The 17,887-nt window shown below is 40.8% G+C and carries 30 protein-coding genes; all 30 read right to left on the reverse strand.

Going from position 1 to position 17,887, the window contains the following annotated elements; all coding sequences use genetic code 11:
* Positions 1 to 280: 280 nt before the first annotated feature.
* Complete coding sequence (locus tag HWX04_RS00615) at positions 281 to 1,600, reverse strand: replication-associated recombination protein A (RefSeq protein ID WP_175868306.1); 1,320 nt, start codon at positions 1,598 to 1,600, stop codon at positions 281 to 283.
* A gap of 7 nt (positions 1,601 to 1,607) precedes the next feature.
* Positions 1,608 to 3,002 carry a DegQ family serine endoprotease gene (locus HWX04_RS00620; protein ID WP_175868307.1) on the reverse strand — a complete coding sequence of 465 codons (1,395 nt, stop codon included), beginning with the start codon at positions 3,000 to 3,002 and terminating at the stop codon, positions 1,608 to 1,610.
* Positions 3,003 to 3,269: 267 nt separating this feature from the next.
* Entirely contained in the window at positions 3,270 to 3,698 is a 429-nt protein-coding gene (gene rplQ / locus HWX04_RS00625) for a 50S ribosomal protein L17 (RefSeq protein ID WP_175868308.1), read from the reverse strand.
* A gap of 29 nt (positions 3,699 to 3,727) precedes the next feature.
* Positions 3,728 to 4,741 (reverse strand): DNA-directed RNA polymerase subunit alpha, encoded by a 1,014-nt coding sequence (locus HWX04_RS00630; RefSeq protein ID WP_175868309.1) that lies wholly within the window; start codon positions 4,739 to 4,741, stop codon positions 3,728 to 3,730.
* Between the two features lie 94 nt (positions 4,742 to 4,835).
* Positions 4,836 to 5,225, reverse strand: coding sequence for a 30S ribosomal protein S11 (gene rpsK, locus HWX04_RS00635; protein WP_175868310.1), 390 nt, complete (start codon positions 5,223 to 5,225; stop codon positions 4,836 to 4,838).
* Between the two features lie 116 nt (positions 5,226 to 5,341).
* On the reverse strand, positions 5,342 to 5,710 hold the full coding sequence (rpsM, locus tag HWX04_RS00640; protein ID WP_175868311.1) for a 30S ribosomal protein S13: 369 nt from the start codon (positions 5,708 to 5,710) through the stop codon (positions 5,342 to 5,344).
* 177 nt (positions 5,711 to 5,887) lie between these two features.
* Positions 5,888 to 6,466: an adenylate kinase gene (locus HWX04_RS00645; protein ID WP_175868312.1), complete on the reverse strand. Its 579-nt coding sequence runs from the start codon at positions 6,464 to 6,466 to the stop codon at positions 5,888 to 5,890.
* A complete protein-coding gene (secY, locus tag HWX04_RS00650; RefSeq protein WP_175868340.1) occupies positions 6,463 to 7,809 on the reverse strand; it encodes a preprotein translocase subunit SecY in 1,347 nt (448 codons plus the stop codon). Before secY ends, HWX04_RS00645 begins: the two co-directional genes overlap by 4 nt.
* 163 nt (positions 7,810 to 7,972) lie before the next feature.
* A complete protein-coding gene (gene rplO, locus HWX04_RS00655) occupies positions 7,973 to 8,440 on the reverse strand; it encodes a 50S ribosomal protein L15 (protein ID WP_175868313.1) in 468 nt (155 codons plus the stop codon).
* A 19-nt stretch (positions 8,441 to 8,459) separates the two neighbouring features.
* The gene (gene rpmD / locus HWX04_RS00660; RefSeq protein ID WP_175868314.1) at positions 8,460 to 8,666 is read right to left on the reverse strand and encodes a 50S ribosomal protein L30; all 207 of its coding nucleotides are present in this window, start codon (positions 8,664 to 8,666) and stop codon (positions 8,460 to 8,462) included.
* 31 nt (positions 8,667 to 8,697) lie between these two features.
* Positions 8,698 to 9,246 carry a 30S ribosomal protein S5 gene (gene rpsE / locus HWX04_RS00665; protein ID WP_175868315.1) on the reverse strand — a complete coding sequence of 183 codons (549 nt, stop codon included), beginning with the start codon at positions 9,244 to 9,246 and terminating at the stop codon, positions 8,698 to 8,700.
* Positions 9,247 to 9,356: 110 nt separating this feature from the next.
* Entirely contained in the window at positions 9,357 to 9,719 is a 363-nt protein-coding gene (rplR, locus tag HWX04_RS00670) for a 50S ribosomal protein L18 (protein ID WP_175868316.1), read from the reverse strand.
* A gap of 12 nt (positions 9,720 to 9,731) precedes the next feature.
* Positions 9,732 to 10,265: a 50S ribosomal protein L6 gene (gene rplF / locus HWX04_RS00675; protein ID WP_175868317.1), complete on the reverse strand. Its 534-nt coding sequence runs from the start codon at positions 10,263 to 10,265 to the stop codon at positions 9,732 to 9,734.
* Between the two features lie 39 nt (positions 10,266 to 10,304).
* Positions 10,305 to 10,703 (reverse strand): 30S ribosomal protein S8, encoded by a 399-nt coding sequence (gene rpsH / locus HWX04_RS00680; protein ID WP_005773284.1) that lies wholly within the window; start codon positions 10,701 to 10,703, stop codon positions 10,305 to 10,307.
* Positions 10,704 to 10,717: 14 nt separating this feature from the next.
* Positions 10,718 to 11,023: a 30S ribosomal protein S14 gene (gene rpsN, locus HWX04_RS00685; protein WP_175868318.1), complete on the reverse strand. Its 306-nt coding sequence runs from the start codon at positions 11,021 to 11,023 to the stop codon at positions 10,718 to 10,720.
* A gap of 24 nt (positions 11,024 to 11,047) precedes the next feature.
* Positions 11,048 to 11,605, reverse strand: coding sequence for a 50S ribosomal protein L5 (gene rplE / locus HWX04_RS00690; protein WP_175868319.1), 558 nt, complete (start codon positions 11,603 to 11,605; stop codon positions 11,048 to 11,050).
* Positions 11,598 to 11,912, reverse strand: coding sequence for a 50S ribosomal protein L24 (gene rplX, locus HWX04_RS00695; protein ID WP_175868320.1), 315 nt, complete (start codon positions 11,910 to 11,912; stop codon positions 11,598 to 11,600). The genes rplE and rplX overlap by 8 nt, the downstream gene beginning before the upstream one ends.
* A 12-nt stretch (positions 11,913 to 11,924) precedes the next feature.
* Positions 11,925 to 12,293 (reverse strand): 50S ribosomal protein L14, encoded by a 369-nt coding sequence (gene rplN / locus HWX04_RS00700; protein WP_175868321.1) that lies wholly within the window; start codon positions 12,291 to 12,293, stop codon positions 11,925 to 11,927.
* Positions 12,294 to 12,436: 143 nt separating this feature from the next.
* The gene (rpsQ, locus tag HWX04_RS00705) at positions 12,437 to 12,676 is read right to left on the reverse strand and encodes a 30S ribosomal protein S17 (protein WP_175868322.1); all 240 of its coding nucleotides are present in this window, start codon (positions 12,674 to 12,676) and stop codon (positions 12,437 to 12,439) included.
* An 18-nt stretch (positions 12,677 to 12,694) separates the two neighbouring features.
* Entirely contained in the window at positions 12,695 to 12,889 is a 195-nt protein-coding gene (gene rpmC, locus HWX04_RS00710) for a 50S ribosomal protein L29 (protein ID WP_175868323.1), read from the reverse strand.
* 12 nt (positions 12,890 to 12,901) lie between these two features.
* Positions 12,902 to 13,315, reverse strand: a complete 414-nt coding sequence (gene rplP, locus HWX04_RS00715; RefSeq protein WP_175868324.1) for a 50S ribosomal protein L16 — start codon at positions 13,313 to 13,315, stop codon at positions 12,902 to 12,904.
* Positions 13,316 to 13,351: 36 nt separating this feature from the next.
* On the reverse strand, positions 13,352 to 14,062 hold the full coding sequence (rpsC, locus tag HWX04_RS00720) for a 30S ribosomal protein S3 (RefSeq protein ID WP_100130792.1): 711 nt from the start codon (positions 14,060 to 14,062) through the stop codon (positions 13,352 to 13,354).
* Entirely contained in the window at positions 14,062 to 14,451 is a 390-nt protein-coding gene (gene rplV / locus HWX04_RS00725; protein WP_175868325.1) for a 50S ribosomal protein L22, read from the reverse strand. The genes rpsC and rplV overlap by 1 nt, the downstream gene beginning before the upstream one ends.
* Positions 14,452 to 14,453: 2 nt before the next feature.
* On the reverse strand, positions 14,454 to 14,732 hold the full coding sequence (gene rpsS, locus HWX04_RS00730; RefSeq protein ID WP_004855734.1) for a 30S ribosomal protein S19: 279 nt from the start codon (positions 14,730 to 14,732) through the stop codon (positions 14,454 to 14,456).
* Positions 14,733 to 14,747: 15 nt separating this feature from the next.
* Entirely contained in the window at positions 14,748 to 15,581 is an 834-nt protein-coding gene (gene rplB / locus HWX04_RS00735; RefSeq protein ID WP_175868326.1) for a 50S ribosomal protein L2, read from the reverse strand.
* A gap of 21 nt (positions 15,582 to 15,602) precedes the next feature.
* The gene (locus HWX04_RS00740) at positions 15,603 to 15,896 is read right to left on the reverse strand and encodes a 50S ribosomal protein L23 (RefSeq protein ID WP_175868327.1); all 294 of its coding nucleotides are present in this window, start codon (positions 15,894 to 15,896) and stop codon (positions 15,603 to 15,605) included.
* The gene (rplD, locus tag HWX04_RS00745; protein ID WP_175868328.1) at positions 15,893 to 16,513 is read right to left on the reverse strand and encodes a 50S ribosomal protein L4; all 621 of its coding nucleotides are present in this window, start codon (positions 16,511 to 16,513) and stop codon (positions 15,893 to 15,895) included. Before rplD ends, HWX04_RS00740 begins: the two co-directional genes overlap by 4 nt.
* Before the next feature lie 2 nt (positions 16,514 to 16,515).
* On the reverse strand, positions 16,516 to 17,253 hold the full coding sequence (gene rplC / locus HWX04_RS00750) for a 50S ribosomal protein L3 (protein ID WP_175868329.1): 738 nt from the start codon (positions 17,251 to 17,253) through the stop codon (positions 16,516 to 16,518).
* Between the two features lie 27 nt (positions 17,254 to 17,280).
* Positions 17,281 to 17,589 carry a 30S ribosomal protein S10 gene (gene rpsJ, locus HWX04_RS00755; RefSeq protein WP_175868330.1) on the reverse strand — a complete coding sequence of 103 codons (309 nt, stop codon included), beginning with the start codon at positions 17,587 to 17,589 and terminating at the stop codon, positions 17,281 to 17,283.
* Between the two features lie 61 nt (positions 17,590 to 17,650).
* Positions 17,651 to 17,887 (reverse strand): EF-Tu C-terminal domain-related protein (locus tag HWX04_RS00760; RefSeq protein WP_500676363.1); only part of this gene is annotated, 237 nt, incomplete at its 5' end.

Here is a 17,887-nt window from a genome sequence, read left to right on the forward strand (position 1 = left end):
ACAGTCTTTGGGACTTTCATTCAACATACAAAACATTGAACTATTGTTATAAATCAAAATATTACTCAACTAAAACCCAAAAATAAAACAGCTTTAAGAGTAGAATGACATATTTTAAAAATTTGAAACCCATAAAAAGATATGCATTTTGAAGGTATCAAAAAAATTGCTCTACGAGCAATGCAATAAGTATTTAAAATATAAACTAAATTGTTCATACAATGACATGAGAGATAAAAAATAAATCTAATATCAATAAAAACGTATTTTAACTTAAATTTTATTGTTGATTTTTACGTTTTTTGCGCAATTGCTTCCACCATTCAAGCCGTTTTACAATTTCACGCTCAAATCCACGCTCAACAGGTTTATAATAGCTCTGACGCCCAAGTTTTTCAGGAAAATATTCCTGCCCTGAAAAAGCATCTGGTTCATCATGGTCATAACAATAACCATCTCCATACCCTTCCTCTCTCATCAATTTTGTCGGTGCATTAAGGATATGTTTAGGAGGCGGTAAAGAGCCATTTTTTTGTGCACAACGCAATGCAGCTTTATACGCGATATATGCCGCGTTTGACTTTGGTGCAGTTGCAACATAAAGACATGCCTGCGCCAAAGCCAGTTCTCCTTCCGGTGATCCTAAATAATCATAGGCGTCTTTTGCAGCATTACAAATGACAAGAGCTTGAGGATCCGCCAAACCGACATCTTCAACAGCCATCCGAACCAATCTTCGCCCAATATAGAGAGGATCTTCACCAGCATCCAACATACGTGCTAAATAATAAAGTGCCGCATCAGGATCAGAACCCCGAACGGATTTATGCAACGCTGAAATGAGATTATAGTGCCCCTCTCGTCCTTTATCATAAATAGGAGCACGACGCTGAATAACTTTTTGCAAAGCACCAACATCAAGAATCTCTCCCAAGCGTACAACAGACCAAACTTCCTCTGCTAATGTCAATGCTACCCGTGCATCACCATCAGACATTCCTATCAAAACGTCTCTGGCCTCATCATCCAAGGGAAGAAGCCTTCCTACCACTTTTTCAGCACGTTTTAAAAGCATGCCTAAACTTTCATGATCATGAGAAAGAAATGTTAAAACCCGCACGCGCGAAAGAAGAGCAGCATTAAGTTCAAAAGAAGGATTTTCAGTTGTTGCACCAATAAGGACCACCGTACCATCTTCCATCACCGGAAGAAAACTATCCTGCTGGGCACGATTAAATCGATGAATTTCATCAACAAAGAGAAGCGTTTTATCCCCAGACATAAAACGCCTCTGCGCAACTTCAAAAATCTTTTTAAGTTCAGAAACGCCTGTAAAAATAGCAGAAACTTGCTCAAACACGAAATTTGTTTCAAGTGCTAACAAACGTGCAACTGTTGTTTTTCCGGTTCCTGGAGGTCCCCAAAAAATCATCGATCCAATTGAACCCGCTGCCACCATCCGTGAAAGCAAACCGTCCTCTCCAATTAAATGCTTTTGTCCCACAACTTCATTGAGAGAACAAGGACGCATTCTTTCTGCAAATGGCTGATTTTTATTAACTTTAGGATCAAACGATGAAGTAAAAAAATCTTTCTTCAAAAAAACCTCAACGAATAAATTGGCGAATATACATACCATCACGTTCATATTCCAATTGCCAAGTACGCGAACGCATTTGCATTAGAACCTTCTTCAACTGATGAACTGTTTGAATCTTATGGCCATTAACAACACGTAAGATATCTCCGGGTCGAAAAATTCCCGCAGCATTGCTCATTTCATCAAGATTGGTAATCACAACACCTTTTGCCGATATAGGAAGCTGAAAACGTCGACTATTTTGCGGTGTTAAATCTAACACTTCGGCACCCGCAAGAGGACTGTCACCCGTAATTTTTTCGGATTTTAAAAATGCAGTTTCCGATATTGATGCAACCGTTATCTGTGTCTTTAAAGTTTTTCCACTTCGTAAATATTCTAAAGCAAGACTATGGCCAACTTCCGCTGTCATCAAACGATACCCAAGACTATCTGGACTATCAACGCGTACCCCCTGCACACTCAAAATAACATCACCTACTTTCAAGCCAGCTTTTTCAGCAGGACTGTCTTTGATAACTTCAATAATAAGAGCACCATAAGGACGTTCTAAACCTAAACCACCAGCAATATCAGATGTAACATTTTGAAAGGATGCCCCAATATAAGGCGGCACAAAATATTTTCCACCGCGTTTAACAGTATCAAGCATCACTTTTACAAGATTAACTGGAATAGCAAAACCAATCCCCACAGAACCACCGGAACGCGAATAAATAGCCGTATTAATTCCGATTAATTGACCTTTCATATCAATTAAAGCGCCACCAGAGTTTCCTGGATTAATGGCAGCATCTGTTTGAATGAAAAAGTCAAAGTCAGAAATCCCAACACGTGTACGCGCTTGCGCTGAAACAATACCACTTGTAACCGTTTGACCAACACCAAAAGGATTACCAATAGCCAGAACAAGATCACCAACTTCAACAGTATCAGAATCCCCCAAAGGAAGAACAGAAAACTGAGTATCTTTTACATCAACTTCAAGAACAGCAATATCCGTTGCTTCATCCTTGAGCACAACCTTACTCTCAAATTCTCGCCCATCAGAAAAAGCCACTTTGATTTCGCTTGCATCTTTAATGACGTGGTAATTTGTAACAATCAAACCACGTGCATCAACAATCACTCCTGAGCCTAATGATGATTGCTTGCGGAAAGGAAAATTATTTTGCAAACGACCAAAAAATTGCTCAAAAAATGGATCTCCCTCAAAAGGTGATCGCGCTCTAATTTGTCGAGCTGCATAAATATTGACAACCGATGGAACTGTCTTTTTAACTAAAGGAGCAAATGAAAGAGTAATTTCTTTTTGTGTTTGAGGAACATGAGCATATACATGATCAAACGATATCAGCATCATAATCGCAAAAAAAAGCCGCACCCCAAATGAATATCTCATAATCTACTCCTTATAAAATCAGTCCATTCTGTTGAAGATTCATAGAATTTTAAAAAAGCATCCCCGCAAATGAAGAATTTTTATTAATATTCATAATAGAGAATAAAAACAACCCATTTAAATAATAAATATTATAAAAATCAAATAATTCAATAACCTACAATTTTCTCTCACCATCTATTTCTCAAGTAAAACGAACTTTAAAAATACGCATAAAAAAACCGCCTAAGACAAGACGGCCTTTAAAAATCCAATAGAATAAACAACTTATGAAGACGCTTCCTTATCATGCTCGGACGCTTCTATACGAGCACGATCCCCTGCCCCCTTTGCTTCAACATCACGATCAACAAATTCTATAACAGCCATGGGCGCATTATCACCGGTACGAAATCCCGCTTTCATAATACGCAAATAGCCACCGTTGCGTGATGCATAACGCGGCGCAAGTGTATCAAATAACTTTGCAACTTTCCCTGTATCACGAAGTGCCGCAATTGCTTGTCGACGCGCGTGCAAACCGCCACGTTTACCAAGAGTAACAAGTTTTTCAACAATAGGACGAATTTCTTTAGCCTTTGGAAGCGTTGTCACAATCTGCTCATGCTCGATCAACGAAGTTGCCATATTTGCAAACATCGCTTTACGGTGACTAGCAGTCCGATTCAACTTGCGGCCTGACTTACTATGGCGCATAAGCCCTCTCCTTAAATTCTAATCTAAGTTTAATACTGATCTTCATAACGTTTAGCAAGATCATCAATGTTTTCAGGCGGCCATGCAGGAATTTCCATTCCAAGATGTAACCCCATACATGCCAAAACTTCTTTAATCTCATTCAATGATTTACGACCAAAATTGGGTGTCCGAAGCATTTCAGATTCTGTTTTTTGAATAAGATCACCAATATAGACAATATTATCATTCTTAAGACAATTTGCTGAACGAACAGAAAGTTCTAATTCATCCACTTTTTTGAGAAGTGCAGGATTAAAGGAAAGCTCAGAATCAACTTCCTCAACAGGCTCCTTCTGTGGCTCTTCAAAGTTAATAAATAACGATAATTGATCCTGAAGAATGCGTGCTGCAAAAGCAACAGCATCTTCTCCATTAACAGCACCATTCGTTTCGATTGTTAACGTTAATTTATCATAATCGAGAACTTGGCCTTCACGTGTATTTTCAACCTTATAAGATACTTTACGAATTGGTGAATAAAGACTATCAATTGGAATAAGACCTATACGCCCATCATCAACAGAATTACGATCAGATGGAACATAACCTTTCCCTGTGTTGACAATAAATTCCATACGAATTTCAGCATCTTCATCAAGGGTACAGATAACATGATCTGGATTGAGAATTTCCATATCTCCAACAGTATTGATATCCCCCGCTCTCACAACACCAGGACCCTCTTTATAAACGACGAGACGTTTAGGCCCTTCTTCTTCCATACGAAGCGCAATTTCCTTTATATTCAGAATAATATCTGTAACATCCTCACGGACACCTGGAATTGAAGAAAATTCGTGTAAAACACCATCAATCTGTACAGCAGTAATAGCAGCACCACGAAGCGAAGATAACAACACACGACGAAGTGCATTTCCTAATGTTAAACCAAAACCCCGCTCAAGAGGCTCAGCAATTATACTTGTAATATTTGGATTATCATGCGTACATGATTCAACCTTATTGGGTTTAATAAGTTCCTGCCAGTTTTTCTGGATCATATTTTTATTCCCGTTCTTTAGTTCCGTTACCATTCAATCGTAACGACCAATGTGAACATCAGAGAAGTCTCTGACAACAAAAAACAACACCCAATTAAACACGTCGCCTTTTCCGCGGACGACATCCATTATGAGGAATTGGTGTTACATCACGAATAGAAGTAATGACAAAACCAACAGATTGCAAAGCACGTAGAGCAGATTCACGCCCTGCTCCAGGACCACAAACTTCAACTTCTAAAGAACGCATACCATGTTCTTGTGCTTTTTTTGCACAATCTTCCGCAGCAACTTGAGCGGCAAAAGGTGTAGACTTACGCGCCCCTTTAAAACCCTGAGCACCAGCAGATGACCACGCAATCGCATTCCCCTGAGCATCAGCAATCGTAATCATTGTATTATTAAATGTTGAATTGATATGTACAACACCCGATGAAATATTTTTACGTTCGCGGCGACGAACACGTGTGGCTTCCTTGGCCATAACTTTCCTTTCAACGATCTCAACACTGCCGTAATATCAGCAGCTCCACCTTCTTTTCCTTGTCAAACCATCTTCAACAAGAAACAGAATATATAAAAAACCTTTCACAAAGATTCTTATTTCTTCTTACCAGCGATTGCTTTAGCAGGGCCCTTACGCGTACGAGCATTTGTATGTGTACGCTGTCCCCGAACAGGCAAAGACCGCCGATGACGCAATCCACGATAACAACCAAGATCCATCAAACGCTTAACATTCATAGCGACTTCACGACGAAGATCACCTTCAACTTGATAGCCCTGATCTATCGCTTCACGAATCTGCAACACCTCAGCATCTGAAAGCTCATGTACACGACGCTCCGCAGGAATACCAACCTTTTCAATAATTTCTTGAGCAAATTTTGGTCCAATCCCGTGGATATATTGAAGCGCAATAATTACACGCTTATTTGTCGGGATATTGACGCCAGCAATACGAGCCACGCCTACTCTCCTTAATTATGTTGACAAATTATTATAAAATACCTGATGTACCTTACAGAAAAAATAGACTCAGAACAAAATCCTTCCGAATCTGCTTACTTAACTGAAATAAATTAAAGTTGTTTGTGATAGATTTTATCTCAAAAGTCAACTCTTTTCATTTACTTCTAAAAAATCTCATGAAAGAAAACCTTTAATCATACGTGTCACTTCAGCAATATCAATCATTCCATCAATGACCTTCAACATTCCTTTCTCTGAATAAAATTTTGATAAAGGAGATGTTTTTTCACGGTATTCTACTAATCTTTTTGCAAAAGCAACAGCGTTATCATCTAAACGGACCTGTCCACCGGCTGCTATTGTATCCTGAACACGCTTTTCCATACGTTCAATCAATGCGTCTTCATCAACACACAACTCAATCACAGCATCAAGCCGCATATTTTTTGACTCAAGTATTTGTTGTAAGGCTTCTGCCTGTCCTACAGTCCTTGGATAGCCATCCAAAATAAAACCGTTTATACAATCAGCTTCATCAATCCGATCTGACATGATCTGATTAACAATACTATCAGGAACCAAAGCACCAGAACTTATAATAGCTTTAACTTTTTTACCAATTTCCGTTTCTTTGTGAATAACCTCACGCAAAATATCCCCTGTTGATAAATGAGGAATATTATATTCCTCAGTTAACATTTTAGCTTGTGTCCCTTTCCCTGCTCCAGGCGGACCTAAAAGAACAACTCTCATCGATTTCTTCGACCTCCACGAAGTTTTGATTTTTTTATCAATCCTTCATATTGGTGCGCAACAAGATGCCCTTGGATTTGAGTAACCGTATCAAGAGTAACAGTTACAACAATCAACAAAGACGTCCCTCCAAGATAAAAAGGAACCTGAAATGCAGATATCATAAATTCAGGGAGTAAACAAACTAAGATAATATAAATAGCGCCCACAACAGTAATACGCGTTAAAACATAATCGATATATTCTGCTGTACGCTCACCTGGACGAATTCCTGGAATAAAACCAGAATGTTTTTTCAACTGATCTGCAGTATCACTTGGATTAAACACAATAGCCGTATAAAAAAAGCAAAAAAACGCCATTAAAAATGCATAAACAATCATATAAAGTGGCTGCCCATGACCAAGAGAATAAGAAATCGCTTGCATCCATTGTGGCATTTTATCAGAAAAATTATTAATAGTGGCGGGTAATAACAATAAAGATGAAGCAAAAATAGGTGGAATAACACCAGCAGTATTCAATTTTAAAGGAAGATGCGACATATCTCCTTGAAACATTTGATTACCAACCTGTCTTTTCGGGTATTGAATAAGAATTCGCCGTTGTGCACGCTCTATAAAAACAATAAGTCCGATAACAAAAACAGCAATAAGAACGATTGCTATTAAAAGAAAAGTTGATAAATCAGCCTGACTATGCGCGGTCAAAAGCTGAGCAAAAGTAGAAGGAAAGTTGGCTACGATCCCTGTAAAAATGATGAGAGAAACTCCATTACCAACACCGCGTGACGTAATTTGCTCGCCAAGCCACATGAGAAACATTGTCCCGCCAACAAGTGTAATAACAGAAGAAATACGAAACATGAGACCTGGTTCTACAACAATCTGAAGCCCTGTCCCTATACCACTTTCAAGCGCAACCGCAATACCAAAAGCCTGCAGAACAGCCAATACTACGGTCACATAACGCGTATATTGATTAATAACTTTACGACCTACCTCACCCTCTTTTTTAAGAGTTTCCAAAGAAGGAATAACAGACGTAAGTAATTGTACAATAATAGATGCCGATATATAAGGCATAATACCCAAGGCAAAAATTGCCATACGCCCAACAGCACCGCCAGCAAACATATTAAAGAGTCCTAAGACACCTGATGCATGATGTTCAAATGTTTGCCGCAAAGCATCAATATTAATACCTGGAAGAGAAATATAAGTGCCGAAACGATAGACAAGAAGAGCCGCCAGAGTAAACCAGATACGTTTCTTTAATTCAGTTGCACGCGAAAAGGTACCGAAGTTTATATTGGAAGCAAATTGCTCTGCTGCTGATGCCATAAAACGTCTCCACTTCACGTTCCAGTTCTTTAAATCACAGAACTATAACTCTAAAATTCATATCTTTATATACAAATAATTGCAGAACTTAAACAATTCTCCACAAGATATTCATAACGAATAGATAGACCTCTTCTTTAAATGACGACTTATATCAAAAAAATTATCGAACAACATCAGGAAGAATAACCTGACCACCTGCTTTTTCAATCTTAACGCGAGCAGCTTGCGAAACACCTGAAACATGAAAGGTAATCTTAGCCTTCAAATCACCATCAGAAAGAAGACGAACCCCATCCCTCTCGCGACGAATAACACCAGCCTCTTTCAAAGAAATCATATCAACAGGCTTTTCAATATTCAATTTACCTGCATCAACAGCCAACTGAATACGCTCCAGTGAAACTTCATTGTAGGTTTTAGAAAAGAAATTTTTAAATCCACGTTTTGGTAAACGCCGATAGATAGGCATTTGCCCACCTTCAAAACCATTAAGAAAAACACCAGAACGGGATTTTTGCCCTTTTACACCGCGACCACCAGTCTTACCAGTACCCGAACCAATACCACGACCAACACGCTTACGATTTTTTGTTGCGCCTTCGCAATCACGTAGTTCATTGAGTTTCATATCTATACTCCTGCAACCCTTAATCTTCATCTATAACGCGAACAAGATGCCGAACCTGAGCAATCATACCCCGTACACAAAGTGTATCTTCTAAAACACGCCGCCGACGCATTTTATTGAGTCCGAGCCCCTTCAAGGTTGCACGCTGAATCTGTGAATTCCGAATAGGGCTTCCTATTTGCTCTACCGTCACAGTTTTACCACTCTGAGATTTTTTCTGAACCATTTCCTAATTCCTTTTCTGACAATCTCAGAAACTACCCTTCTACGTCGACTAAATGGCGACGACGCGCCTGCAAAGTCGAATATTTTATACCACGCTGAGCAGCAATATCTCTCGGATGCATTTGATGTTTCAATGCATCAAACGTTGCACGAACCATGTTATAAGGATTCGATGATCCTAGTGATTTTGCAACAACATCCTGCATCCCAAGAGCTTCAAATATAGCACGCATAGGTCCCCCAGCAATAATACCAGTACCAGCAGATGCTGAACGGAGCAAAACGCGCCCAGCGCCGTGACGACCTTCAAGATCATGATGCAATGTACGTCCAGACCGAAGCGGAACGTAAATCATTGTACGCTTTGCAGATTCCGTTGCTTTACGAACGGCCTCTGGAACTTCACGGGCTTTACCATGTCCAAAACCCACACGCCCTTTTTGATCGCCAACTACAACAAGAGCAGCAAAACCAAAACGCCGACCACCCTTTACAACTTTAGCAACACGATTAATATGAACGAGTCTATCGACAAACTCACTATCGCGTTCTTCTCTTTCACCACGTTCTTTTTGTGCCATTCCTCATTCCTTTTTCTTTTCCGGAAGCACGATACAAAATTCCTCATCAAATCGGAGGAACTTAAACGAAATACTCTAAAGTATCCTGACTAATCCATAAGTAGGAAACTTTAAAAGTTCAAACCACCTTCACGAGCAGCTTCAGCCAAAGCTTTGACTCGACCATGGTACACATAAGCGCCACGATCAAAAACCACCTCATTAACACCAGCTTGCTTCGCACGCTCAGCAATTAACTTACCAACAGCAAAAGCGGCTTCTTTATCAGCCCCACTTTTTAATGATTTTTTCAAATCACTTTCAAGAGTAGAAGCTGAAACAAGTGTACATCCCCGTAAATCATCAATAATTTGCGCATAGATGTTCTGATTTGAACGATAAACGCTAAGCCGAGGACGATCATGAGAAACCATCTTGATTCTACGACGAACACGTCTTGCACGACGCTGGATAATGTCCTTAGATGAAACCATAATACAAAATCCTTATTTCTTTTTACCTTCTTTACGGAAGATACATTCATCTGCATGCTTAACACCTTTACCTTTATAAGGCTCAGGTCTACGATACTCGCGAATCTCCGCTGCAACTTGTCCAACCTGCTGTTTATCAATTCCAGAAATAACAATTTCTGTGGGCTTAGGAACAGTTACAGTAATACCCGATGGAACTTTATAAACCACATCATGGGAAAAGCCTAAAGATAGTTGAATATCCTTACCCTGCAAAGCAGCACGATAACCAACCCCATTGATCTCTAACCTTTTTTCAAAACCATCTTTTACACCACAAAAAATGTTCTCAATCATTGAACGTGACATACCCCATTTAGAGCGCGCATCTTTTGACTGATCCCGCGGCATAACTGATATGACATTTTCCTCGAATTTAACTAAGACCTCATCATTAACGAGGTAACTTAGTTCACCTTTTGGACCCTTTGCCTTAACCAGCTGACCTTCAACAGTAGCAGTAACCCCAGAAGGAATTGAAATGGGCTTTTTTCCAATACGAGACATTGTTCTAACCTACTTTTTCTTCCGTTTTCTTGACATACCTTAGAAAACACGACAAAGAAGTTCTCCACCAACATTCTGTTCACGCGCTTCATGATCAGCCATAACACCTTTAGGAGTCGATAAAATCGAAATACCTAAACCATTTGCCACCTGCGGAAGTGACTTAGCAGAAACATACACACGACGACCAGGCTTTGATACACGTGAAATCTCACGAATAGCAGCCATCCCTTCAAAATACTTCAATTCGATTTCGAGTTCAGCTTTTCCATCACCCAAATCAACTTGATTATATCCGCGAATATAACCTTCCGACTGAAGAACATCAAGAACGTGCGCACGAAGCTTTGAAGCTGGAGTAACCACTTTGCCTTTTTTACGACCAAGTGCATTACGAATACGTGTTAACATATCACCAAGAGGATCTGACATAGACATTAAACAATCTCCTCTTACCAACTAGACTTTACAATACCGGGAATATGGCCAAGAGAGCCAAGTTCACGCAATGCAATCCGTGACATTTTTAACTTACGATAATAAGCCCGCGGACGACCTGAAACCTCACAGCGATTACGAATACGAACTTTCGAAGAATTACGCGGCAATCTTGCCAATTGAACAGAAGCTTTAAAACGTTCCTCAAGAGAAATCTTCTGATCCATAACGATTGCTTTTAAACGTGCACGACGTGCAGCATAACGCTTCACCATCACCTCACGACGCTTATTTTTTTCAACGGCACTTACTTTGGCCATAATTTCACCTCGCTACGTTTGCCGTTACGAACGAAAAGGAAAATTAAAAGCACGCAATAACTCACGCGCTTCATCATCCGTTTTTGCTGTCGTACAAACGATAATATCCATGCCCCAAATTTGATCAACTTTATCATAGTTGATTTCTGGAAACACAATGTGTTCTTTAATTCCCATAGCAAAATTGCCACGACCATCAAAACTCTTTGGATTTAAACCACGAAAGTCACGAACCCTAGGAAGAGCAATCGTAACAAGACGATCTAAAAACTCAAACATACGATCTTTACGTAATGTCACTTTAGCCCCAAGAGGCATTCCTTCACGAACCTTAAAGCTCGCAACAGAATTACGCGCACGGGTAACAACAGCCTTTTGACCTGTTATGAGTCCTAAATCCTCAGCTGCAAGGGAAGGCTTTTTTGAATCAGCAGTTGCTTCACCTATCCCCATATTAATTACAATTTTATCAATCCGCGGTATTTGCATCGAATTTTTGTAATTAAACTTCTCTTGAAGCGCTTTACGAATCACTTCAAAATAATGCGCTTTCATACGCGGTATTTGTCTTTCCTCAGCCATTAATCAACTCTCCCGAACGCTTGGCAAAACGTACCTTATTACCATCTGCATTCATACGAAAGCCTACACGTGTAGGCTTACCATCTTCAGGATCAGCAATCGCCAAATTAGACAGATGAATCGGAGCTTCTTTAGAAATAATTCCAGCTTCTTGCTTCTGCGTTTGACGTTGATGACGTTTAATCATATTAATCCCACGAACAAAAGCCTTATTCTCTTTTGGAATAACCTTAATTACTTCACCACTACATCCTTTATCCTTACCGGATAAGACAACAACTTTATCACCTTTTCGAATCTTCTGCATAACGTTGACTCCTTACAGCACTTCAGGAGCGAGTGAGATGATCTTCATGTGATTTCTCCCACGCAATTCACGGGGAACAGGCCCAAAGATACGTGTACCGATCGGCTCTTTTTTATTATCCACTAAAACCGCAGCATTACCATCAAAACGAATGACACTACCATCTGTGCGACGAATATCCTTAGCAGTACGCACCACAACAGCTTTCATAACATCACCTTTTTTAACACGGCCACGAGGAATAGCATCCTTAACCGAAACAACAATAATGTCACCGACCGAAGCATATTTCCGCTTTGAACCGCCTAACACCTTGATGCACATGACACGACGAGCCCCAGAATTATCAGCAACGTCGAGGTTTGTTTGCATCTGAATCATGACTGGCCACCTTTTCTTAACATATATATCCGCTTGTACTTTTTATACACTCAGATTTGCCTGCCAAATAATGATAAAGCCATCGTCTTCAAATTTATCAACGAAAAACCATTGTTAAATTCTAAAACAATAAACTTAGTTCATTACGTTACATTGTCTTTTAGAACAATCCAACATTTATCTTTCGAAATTGGTCTAGATTCCTGAATAGAAACTTGATCCCCAATCTTAAATTGGTTGTTTTCATCATGCGCTTTATAATTTTTAGACTGTCGAACAGTCTTCTTAAGAAGCGGATGAGAATAACGACGCTCAACTTTTACAACAATAGTCTTATCGCTCTTGTCGCTAATAACAACACCTTGCAAAACACGCTTAGGCATCTCTCATTTCCTTAAACCTTAACTTTCACTTACTTTTTGACGAAGACAAGTCTTAATGCGCGCAATATCACGACGAACTTGTTTAACACGCGCAGTCTTCTCTAATTGACCTGTTGCTTTTTGAAAGCGCAAATTAAATTGCTCTTTCTTTAATTTAGCCAATTCATCTTTCATTTGGTCGAGCGTTTGCGCCCGTAATTCTCTGGCTCTCATCGCTTAACCTCTTTATTCAGCAATACGCTGGACGAAACGCGTCTTTATAGGCAACTTTGCAGCGCCCAACCTTAGTGCTTCACGTGCAACATCTTCAGGAATCCCATCAAGCTCAAACATGATGCGCCCAGGAGCAACACGTGCAGCCCAATAATCAACACTTCCCTTACCTTTACCCATACGAACTTCCGTCGGTTTAGAAGTAACCGGAAGATCTGGAAAAATGCGAATCCATACACGACCAGAACGTTTCATATAACGTGTAATTGCACGACGCGCCGCTTCAATTTGACGAGCAGTAACCCGCTCCGGCTCAACAGCCTTCAAACCGTAGGCACCGAAATTCAAATCCGTACCACCCTTCGCAACACCGTGAATACGGCCTTTGAACTGCTTACGGAACTTTGTGCGCTTTGGCTGCAACATTGCTCTCTACTCCAAATTTTAGTTCAATCTCAAAAACTAAGCATTTTCGCGGCGACGATTCGATGAAAAACCAGATTGATCAGCTTCCGTAGCACGACGTTCTGAAGCCATCGGATCATGTTCAAGAATCTCACCCTTAAAGACCCAAACTTTAATACCACAAATACCGTAAGCCGTCTTAGCTTCTGCTGTACCGTAATCGACATCAGAACGCAAGGTATGAAGTGGAACACGACCTTCACGATACCATTCCATACGCGCAATTTCAGCACCACCAAGACGACCAGAACAATTGATACGAATACCTTCCGCACCAAGACGCATAGCGGACTGAACAGCACGCTTCATTGCACGACGAAAAGCAACACGACGCTCTAACTGTTGAGCAATTGATTGCGCAATAATCGTAGCATCAATCTCTGGCTTACGAATCTCCACAATATTCAATGAAGTTTCAGCATTAGTCATTTCTGAAAGCTTACGACGAAGTTTCTCGATATCAGCACCCTTTTTACCGATAATCAAACCAGGACGTGCAGAATGAATCGTAACACGACATTTTTTATGAGGGCGCTCAATAACAACCTTAGAAATCGCTGCCTGTTTAAGCTCTTCAAGCACATAAGAACGAATTTTCAAATCTTCATGAAGAAGACGCCCATATTCACCACTATCAGCATACCAACGAGAATCCCAAGTCCGATTAACACCCAGACGAAGTCCTATTGGATTGATCTTCTGACCCATTATGCGGCCTCCACTTTTTCGCTAACTTCACGAACAATAACAGTAAGATGTGAAAATGGACGCTCAATTCGACTAGCACGCCCGCGACCACGAACATGAAAGCGCTTCATCACTATCGACTTACCAACATAAGCTTCTGCAACAATAAGCGAATCAATGTCAAGATCGTGGTTATTTTCTGCGTTTGCAATCGCTGATTCAAGTGTTTTTTTCACAGTAGCAGCAATACGTTTACGCGAAAACATTAAATCAGCAAGCGCCACATTAACTCTTTTTCCACGAATCATCGCAGCAACTAAATTAAGCTTCTGCGGACTAACACGAATTGTTCGTGTGACAGCCTTTGCTTCATTATCTTTAAGCTGGCGCACAACCTTAGCTTTTCCCATTCCTACTTCCTCTTCGCTTTTTTATCGGCACCATGACCATAATAAGTCCGGGTAGGAGCGAACTCACCAAACTTATGCCCAACCATCTCTTCAGAAACAGAAACAGGAATATGCTTATTGCCGTTGTAAACACCAAAAGTTAAACCAACAAATTGCGGCAAAATAGTAGAGCGACGACTCCATATTTTTATAACTTCATTGCGTCCACTTGCACGTACCTTCTCTGCTTTACCAAGAAGATAGCCGTCAACAAACGGACCTTTCCAAACTGAACGAACCACTTCAGACTACCTTTCTCATTTCTTGCGCTGATGACGCGTACGCATAATAAACTTATCAGTAGCTTTATTGGAGCGCGTACGCTTACCTTTCGTAGGTTTTCCCCAAGGAGACACTGGATGACGCCCCCCCGATGTACGACCCTCACCACCACCGTGCGGATGATCAACGGGGTTCATAGCAACACCACGAACATGTGGACGTTTACCTCGCCAACGTGACCGACCTGCCTTACCATCATTAATATTCCCATGATCAGGATTTGAAACAGCACCAACAGTTGCAAAACAGCTGCTAGAGACCAAACGCTGTTCACCAGAATTCAAGCGAAGAATAGCCATACCATGATCTCGTCCAACCAACTGCGCATAAGCACCCGCTGAACGTGCAATCTGCCCCCCTTTTCCCGGCTTCATTTCAACATTATGAATAATTGTACCTACCGGCATATTACTAAGGGGCATTGCATTCCCTGGCTTAACATCAACATTTAAACCAGCAATAACACAATCGCCAACATCAAGACGCTGTGGTGCAAGAATATAACTCAATTCGCCACCCTCATAGCGAATTAAAGCGATAAAAGCAGTACGATTAGGATCATACTCTAAACGCTCAACTTTCGCTGAAACATCACGCTTAAGACGCTTAAAGTCGACAAACCGATAACTCCGTTTATGCCCACCACCCTGAAAACGAGCAGTAACACGACCGCGATTATTACGTCCACCCTTTGAAGATAAACCTTCTGTCAACATCTTTACAGGTTTTCCCTTATAAAGACAAGAACGTTCCACAATGACAAGCTGACGCTGCCCAGGTGTTGTTGGATTAAATTGCTTAAGTGCCATTATTCCTATCTCCGAGCCTCTTTAAAGACCTGTCGAAACGTCGATAGCCTGACCACTGGCCAGAGTTACGATCGCTTTTTTGACATCACTCTGCCGACCAACAATACCTTTAAAACGTTTCACTTTACCCTTACGGACTATCGTGTTAACTGCTTTAACCTTTACGCTAAAAAGCGCCTCAACAGCAGCTTTAATTTCAGGTTTCGTCGCTTTCGGCGCGACATTAAAAATAACTTGATTATATTCAGAAATCATAGTCGACTTTTCAGTAATAACTGGACTAATAATTATATCATAATGGCGAAGATCTGTCATTTTAAACGCTCCTCAAGAGCCTCAACAGCTGCCTTTGATAAAACAAGTTTGCTGCGACGCAAAATATCATAAACATTAATTCCCTGAATGGGCAAAATATCAATATTAGGGATATTCGATCCTGCACGAAAAAAGTTAATATCAATCTCCTTTCCACCAATCAAGAGGGCATTATTAAAGCCAAGCTTAGAAAAATGAGAAACAAGATTTTTCGTTTTAGCATCCTTAACAGTCAACTCATCCACAATAATTAAATCTTTTGCTTTTAATTTTGCAGATAAAGCAAGACGCAACCCAAGAGCACGAATTTTCTTAGGAAGATCATGCGCATGGCTACGAACTACCGGCCCATGCGCCTTACCCCCACCTCGAAACTGCGGCGCACGTGCAGACGAATGTCGAGCACGCCCTGTTCCCTTTTGTTTAAACATCTTTGCTCCCGTTCGTGATACATCAGAGCGCCCTTGAGACTGATGGGTACCCTGTTGACGACGCGCCAACTGCCAACGAACAACACGTTGCAAAATATCCTCACGAGGAACAAGATCAAAGATAGTTTCAGAAACTTTTAATTTACCAGCTTCATTACCATCAAGAGTCTTAATTACAAGATCCATTATTAGGCTCCCTCAACTTCAGAGGTTTCCGTCACCGGAGTAACCATTTCCGTTTTCTCCTTCACAAGACGGCGAATACCGGCAGGCTTTGGAGCATTATCAGGAAAAGGTTTCTTCACAGCATCTCTTACCAAAATCCAAGAACCTTTAGAACCAGAAACAGCACCACGAACTAAAATTAAACCACGCTCAATATCAGTGGAAATAACTTCAATATTTTGTGTTGTTACACGCACCTGCCCCATATGGCCAGCCATTTTTTTACCTTTAAAAACTTTACCAGGATCTTGGCACTGTCCCGTAGAGCCATGAGCACGATGTGTGATCGAATTACCATGGGAAGCACGGTGTCCGCCAAAGTTATGCCGTTTCATAACACCAGCAAAACCCTTACCAATACTGGTCCCAGTCACATCAACTCTCTGTCCTGGAACAAAATGTTCCACGGTAATCTCCGTACCGATATCAAGGAGATTATCGGGACTCACACGAAACTCTGCTATTTTAGCTTTAGGCTCAACAGAAGCCTTAGCAAAATGTCCACGAAGAGCTTGCGAAGTATTCTTAACCTTAGCAAAGCCTACACCTAATTGAACAGCAGTATAACCATTCTTCTCAACTGTACGCTGAGCAACGACTTGACAATTCTCCAAACGAAGTACTGTCACCGGCACATGCTCACCAGCATCATTATAAATACGGGTCATGCCCAGCTTCTGTGCTATTACACCTGAACGCATCGGGTCTGCTCCTTCTGTCCTCAAACCTCAAAGCTTAATTTCTACATCCACACCAGCAGAAAGATCGAGCTTCATAAGCGCATCCACTGTTTGCGGCGTTGGATCAACAATATCGAGAAGACGCTTATGCGTACGCATTTCAAACTGCTCACGACTCTTCTTATCAATATGCGGTCCACGATTGACTGTAAATTTCTCAATTCGCGTCGGAAGCGGAATGGGACCACGGACATTTGCACCGGTCCGTTTAGCAGTCGATACAATCTCACGCGTCGACATATCAAGAATTCTATGATCAAACGCTTTCAAGCGAATACGAATATTTTGACTGTTCATGCTCTTTATTTCCCTGTCATATAAAGCGCCCCCAATAATCAAGGCGCTCAACAAGCATTATTTATTCAATGATCTTAGAGACGATACCGGCACCAACAGTACGACCACCTTCACGAATAGCAAAACGAAGCTTCTCTTCCATCGCTATCGGGACAATAAGAGAAACATCCATGGCTACATTATCGCCGGGCATAACCATTTCTGTTCCTTCTGGAAGTATAACAATACCCGTAACATCCGTCGTACGGAAATAAAACTGAGGACGATAATTCGTGAAAAACGGTGTATGACGACCACC

Origin of the sequence: Bartonella gabonensis (assembly GCF_903679515.1) — a bacterium.
Classification (GTDB): Bacteria; Pseudomonadota; Alphaproteobacteria; order Rhizobiales; family Rhizobiaceae; genus Bartonella; species Bartonella gabonensis.

Excerpts from the sequence above, each read along its gene's own strand:
- HWX04_RS00620 (WP_175868307.1), bottom strand. The coding sequence starts at position 3,002 with ATGAGATATTCATTTGGGGTGCGGCTTTTTTTTGCGATTATGATGCTG.
- rplQ (WP_175868308.1), bottom strand. The coding sequence starts at position 3,698 with ATGCGCCATAGTAAGTCAGGCCGCAAGTTGAATCGGACTGCTAGTCAC.
- HWX04_RS00630 (WP_175868309.1), bottom strand. The coding sequence starts at position 4,741 with ATGATCCAGAAAAACTGGCAGGAACTTATTAAACCCAATAAGGTTGAA.
- rpsK (WP_175868310.1), bottom strand. The coding sequence starts at position 5,225 with ATGGCCAAGGAAGCCACACGTGTTCGTCGCCGCGAACGTAAAAATATT.
- HWX04_RS00645 (WP_175868312.1), bottom strand. The coding sequence starts at position 6,466 with ATGAGAGTTGTTCTTTTAGGTCCGCCTGGAGCAGGGAAAGGGACACAA.
- secY (WP_175868340.1), bottom strand. The coding sequence starts at position 7,809 with ATGGCATCAGCAGCAGAGCAATTTGCTTCCAATATAAACTTCGGTACC.
- rplO (WP_175868313.1), bottom strand. The coding sequence starts at position 8,440 with ATGAAACTCAATGAACTACGTGATTGCGAAGGCGCAACAAAAAATCGT.
- rpmD (WP_175868314.1), bottom strand. The coding sequence starts at position 8,666 with ATGGTTCAGAAAAAATCTCAGAGTGGTAAAACTGTGACGGTAGAGCAA.
- rpsE (WP_175868315.1), bottom strand. The coding sequence starts at position 9,246 with ATGGCACAAAAAGAACGTGGTGAAAGAGAAGAACGCGATAGTGAGTTT.
- rplR (WP_175868316.1), bottom strand. The coding sequence starts at position 9,719 with ATGGTTTCATCTAAGGACATTATCCAGCGTCGTGCAAGACGTGTTCGT.
- rplF (WP_175868317.1), bottom strand. The coding sequence starts at position 10,265 with ATGTCTCGTATTGGAAAAAAGCCCATTTCAATTCCTTCTGGGGTTACT.
- rpsH (WP_005773284.1), bottom strand. The coding sequence starts at position 10,703 with ATGTCTATGTCAGATCCTCTTGGTGATATGTTAACACGTATTCGTAAT.
- rpsN (WP_175868318.1), bottom strand. The coding sequence starts at position 11,023 with ATGGCCAAAGTAAGTGCCGTTGAAAAAAATAAGCGTCGTGAGGTGATG.
- rplE (WP_175868319.1), bottom strand. The coding sequence starts at position 11,605 with ATGGCTGAGGAAAGACAAATACCGCGTATGAAAGCGCATTATTTTGAA.
- rplX (WP_175868320.1), bottom strand. The coding sequence starts at position 11,912 with ATGCAGAAGATTCGAAAAGGTGATAAAGTTGTTGTCTTATCCGGTAAG.
- rplN (WP_175868321.1), bottom strand. The coding sequence starts at position 12,293 with ATGATTCAGATGCAAACAAACCTCGACGTTGCTGATAATTCTGGGGCT.
- rpsQ (WP_175868322.1), bottom strand. The coding sequence starts at position 12,676 with ATGCCTAAGCGTGTTTTGCAAGGTGTTGTTATTAGCGACAAGAGCGAT.
- rpmC (WP_175868323.1), bottom strand. The coding sequence starts at position 12,889 with ATGAGAGCCAGAGAATTACGGGCGCAAACGCTCGACCAAATGAAAGAT.
- rplP (WP_175868324.1), bottom strand. The coding sequence starts at position 13,315 with ATGTTGCAGCCAAAGCGCACAAAGTTCCGTAAGCAGTTCAAAGGCCGT.
- rpsC (WP_100130792.1), bottom strand. The coding sequence starts at position 14,062 with ATGGGTCAGAAGATCAATCCAATAGGACTTCGTCTGGGTGTTAATCGG.
- rplV (WP_175868325.1), bottom strand. The coding sequence starts at position 14,451 with ATGGGAAAAGCTAAGGTTGTGCGCCAGCTTAAAGATAATGAAGCAAAG.
- rplB (WP_175868326.1), bottom strand. The coding sequence starts at position 15,581 with ATGGCACTTAAGCAATTTAATCCAACAACACCTGGGCAGCGTCAGCTT.
- HWX04_RS00740 (WP_175868327.1), bottom strand. The coding sequence starts at position 15,896 with ATGACAGATCTTCGCCATTATGATATAATTATTAGTCCAGTTATTACT.
- rplD (WP_175868328.1), bottom strand. The coding sequence starts at position 16,513 with ATGGATCTTGTAATTAAGACTCTTGATGGTAATGAAGCTGGTAAATTA.
- rplC (WP_175868329.1), bottom strand. The coding sequence starts at position 17,253 with ATGCGTTCAGGTGTAATAGCACAGAAGCTGGGCATGACCCGTATTTAT.
- rpsJ (WP_175868330.1), bottom strand. The coding sequence starts at position 17,589 with ATGAACAGTCAAAATATTCGTATTCGCTTGAAAGCGTTTGATCATAGA.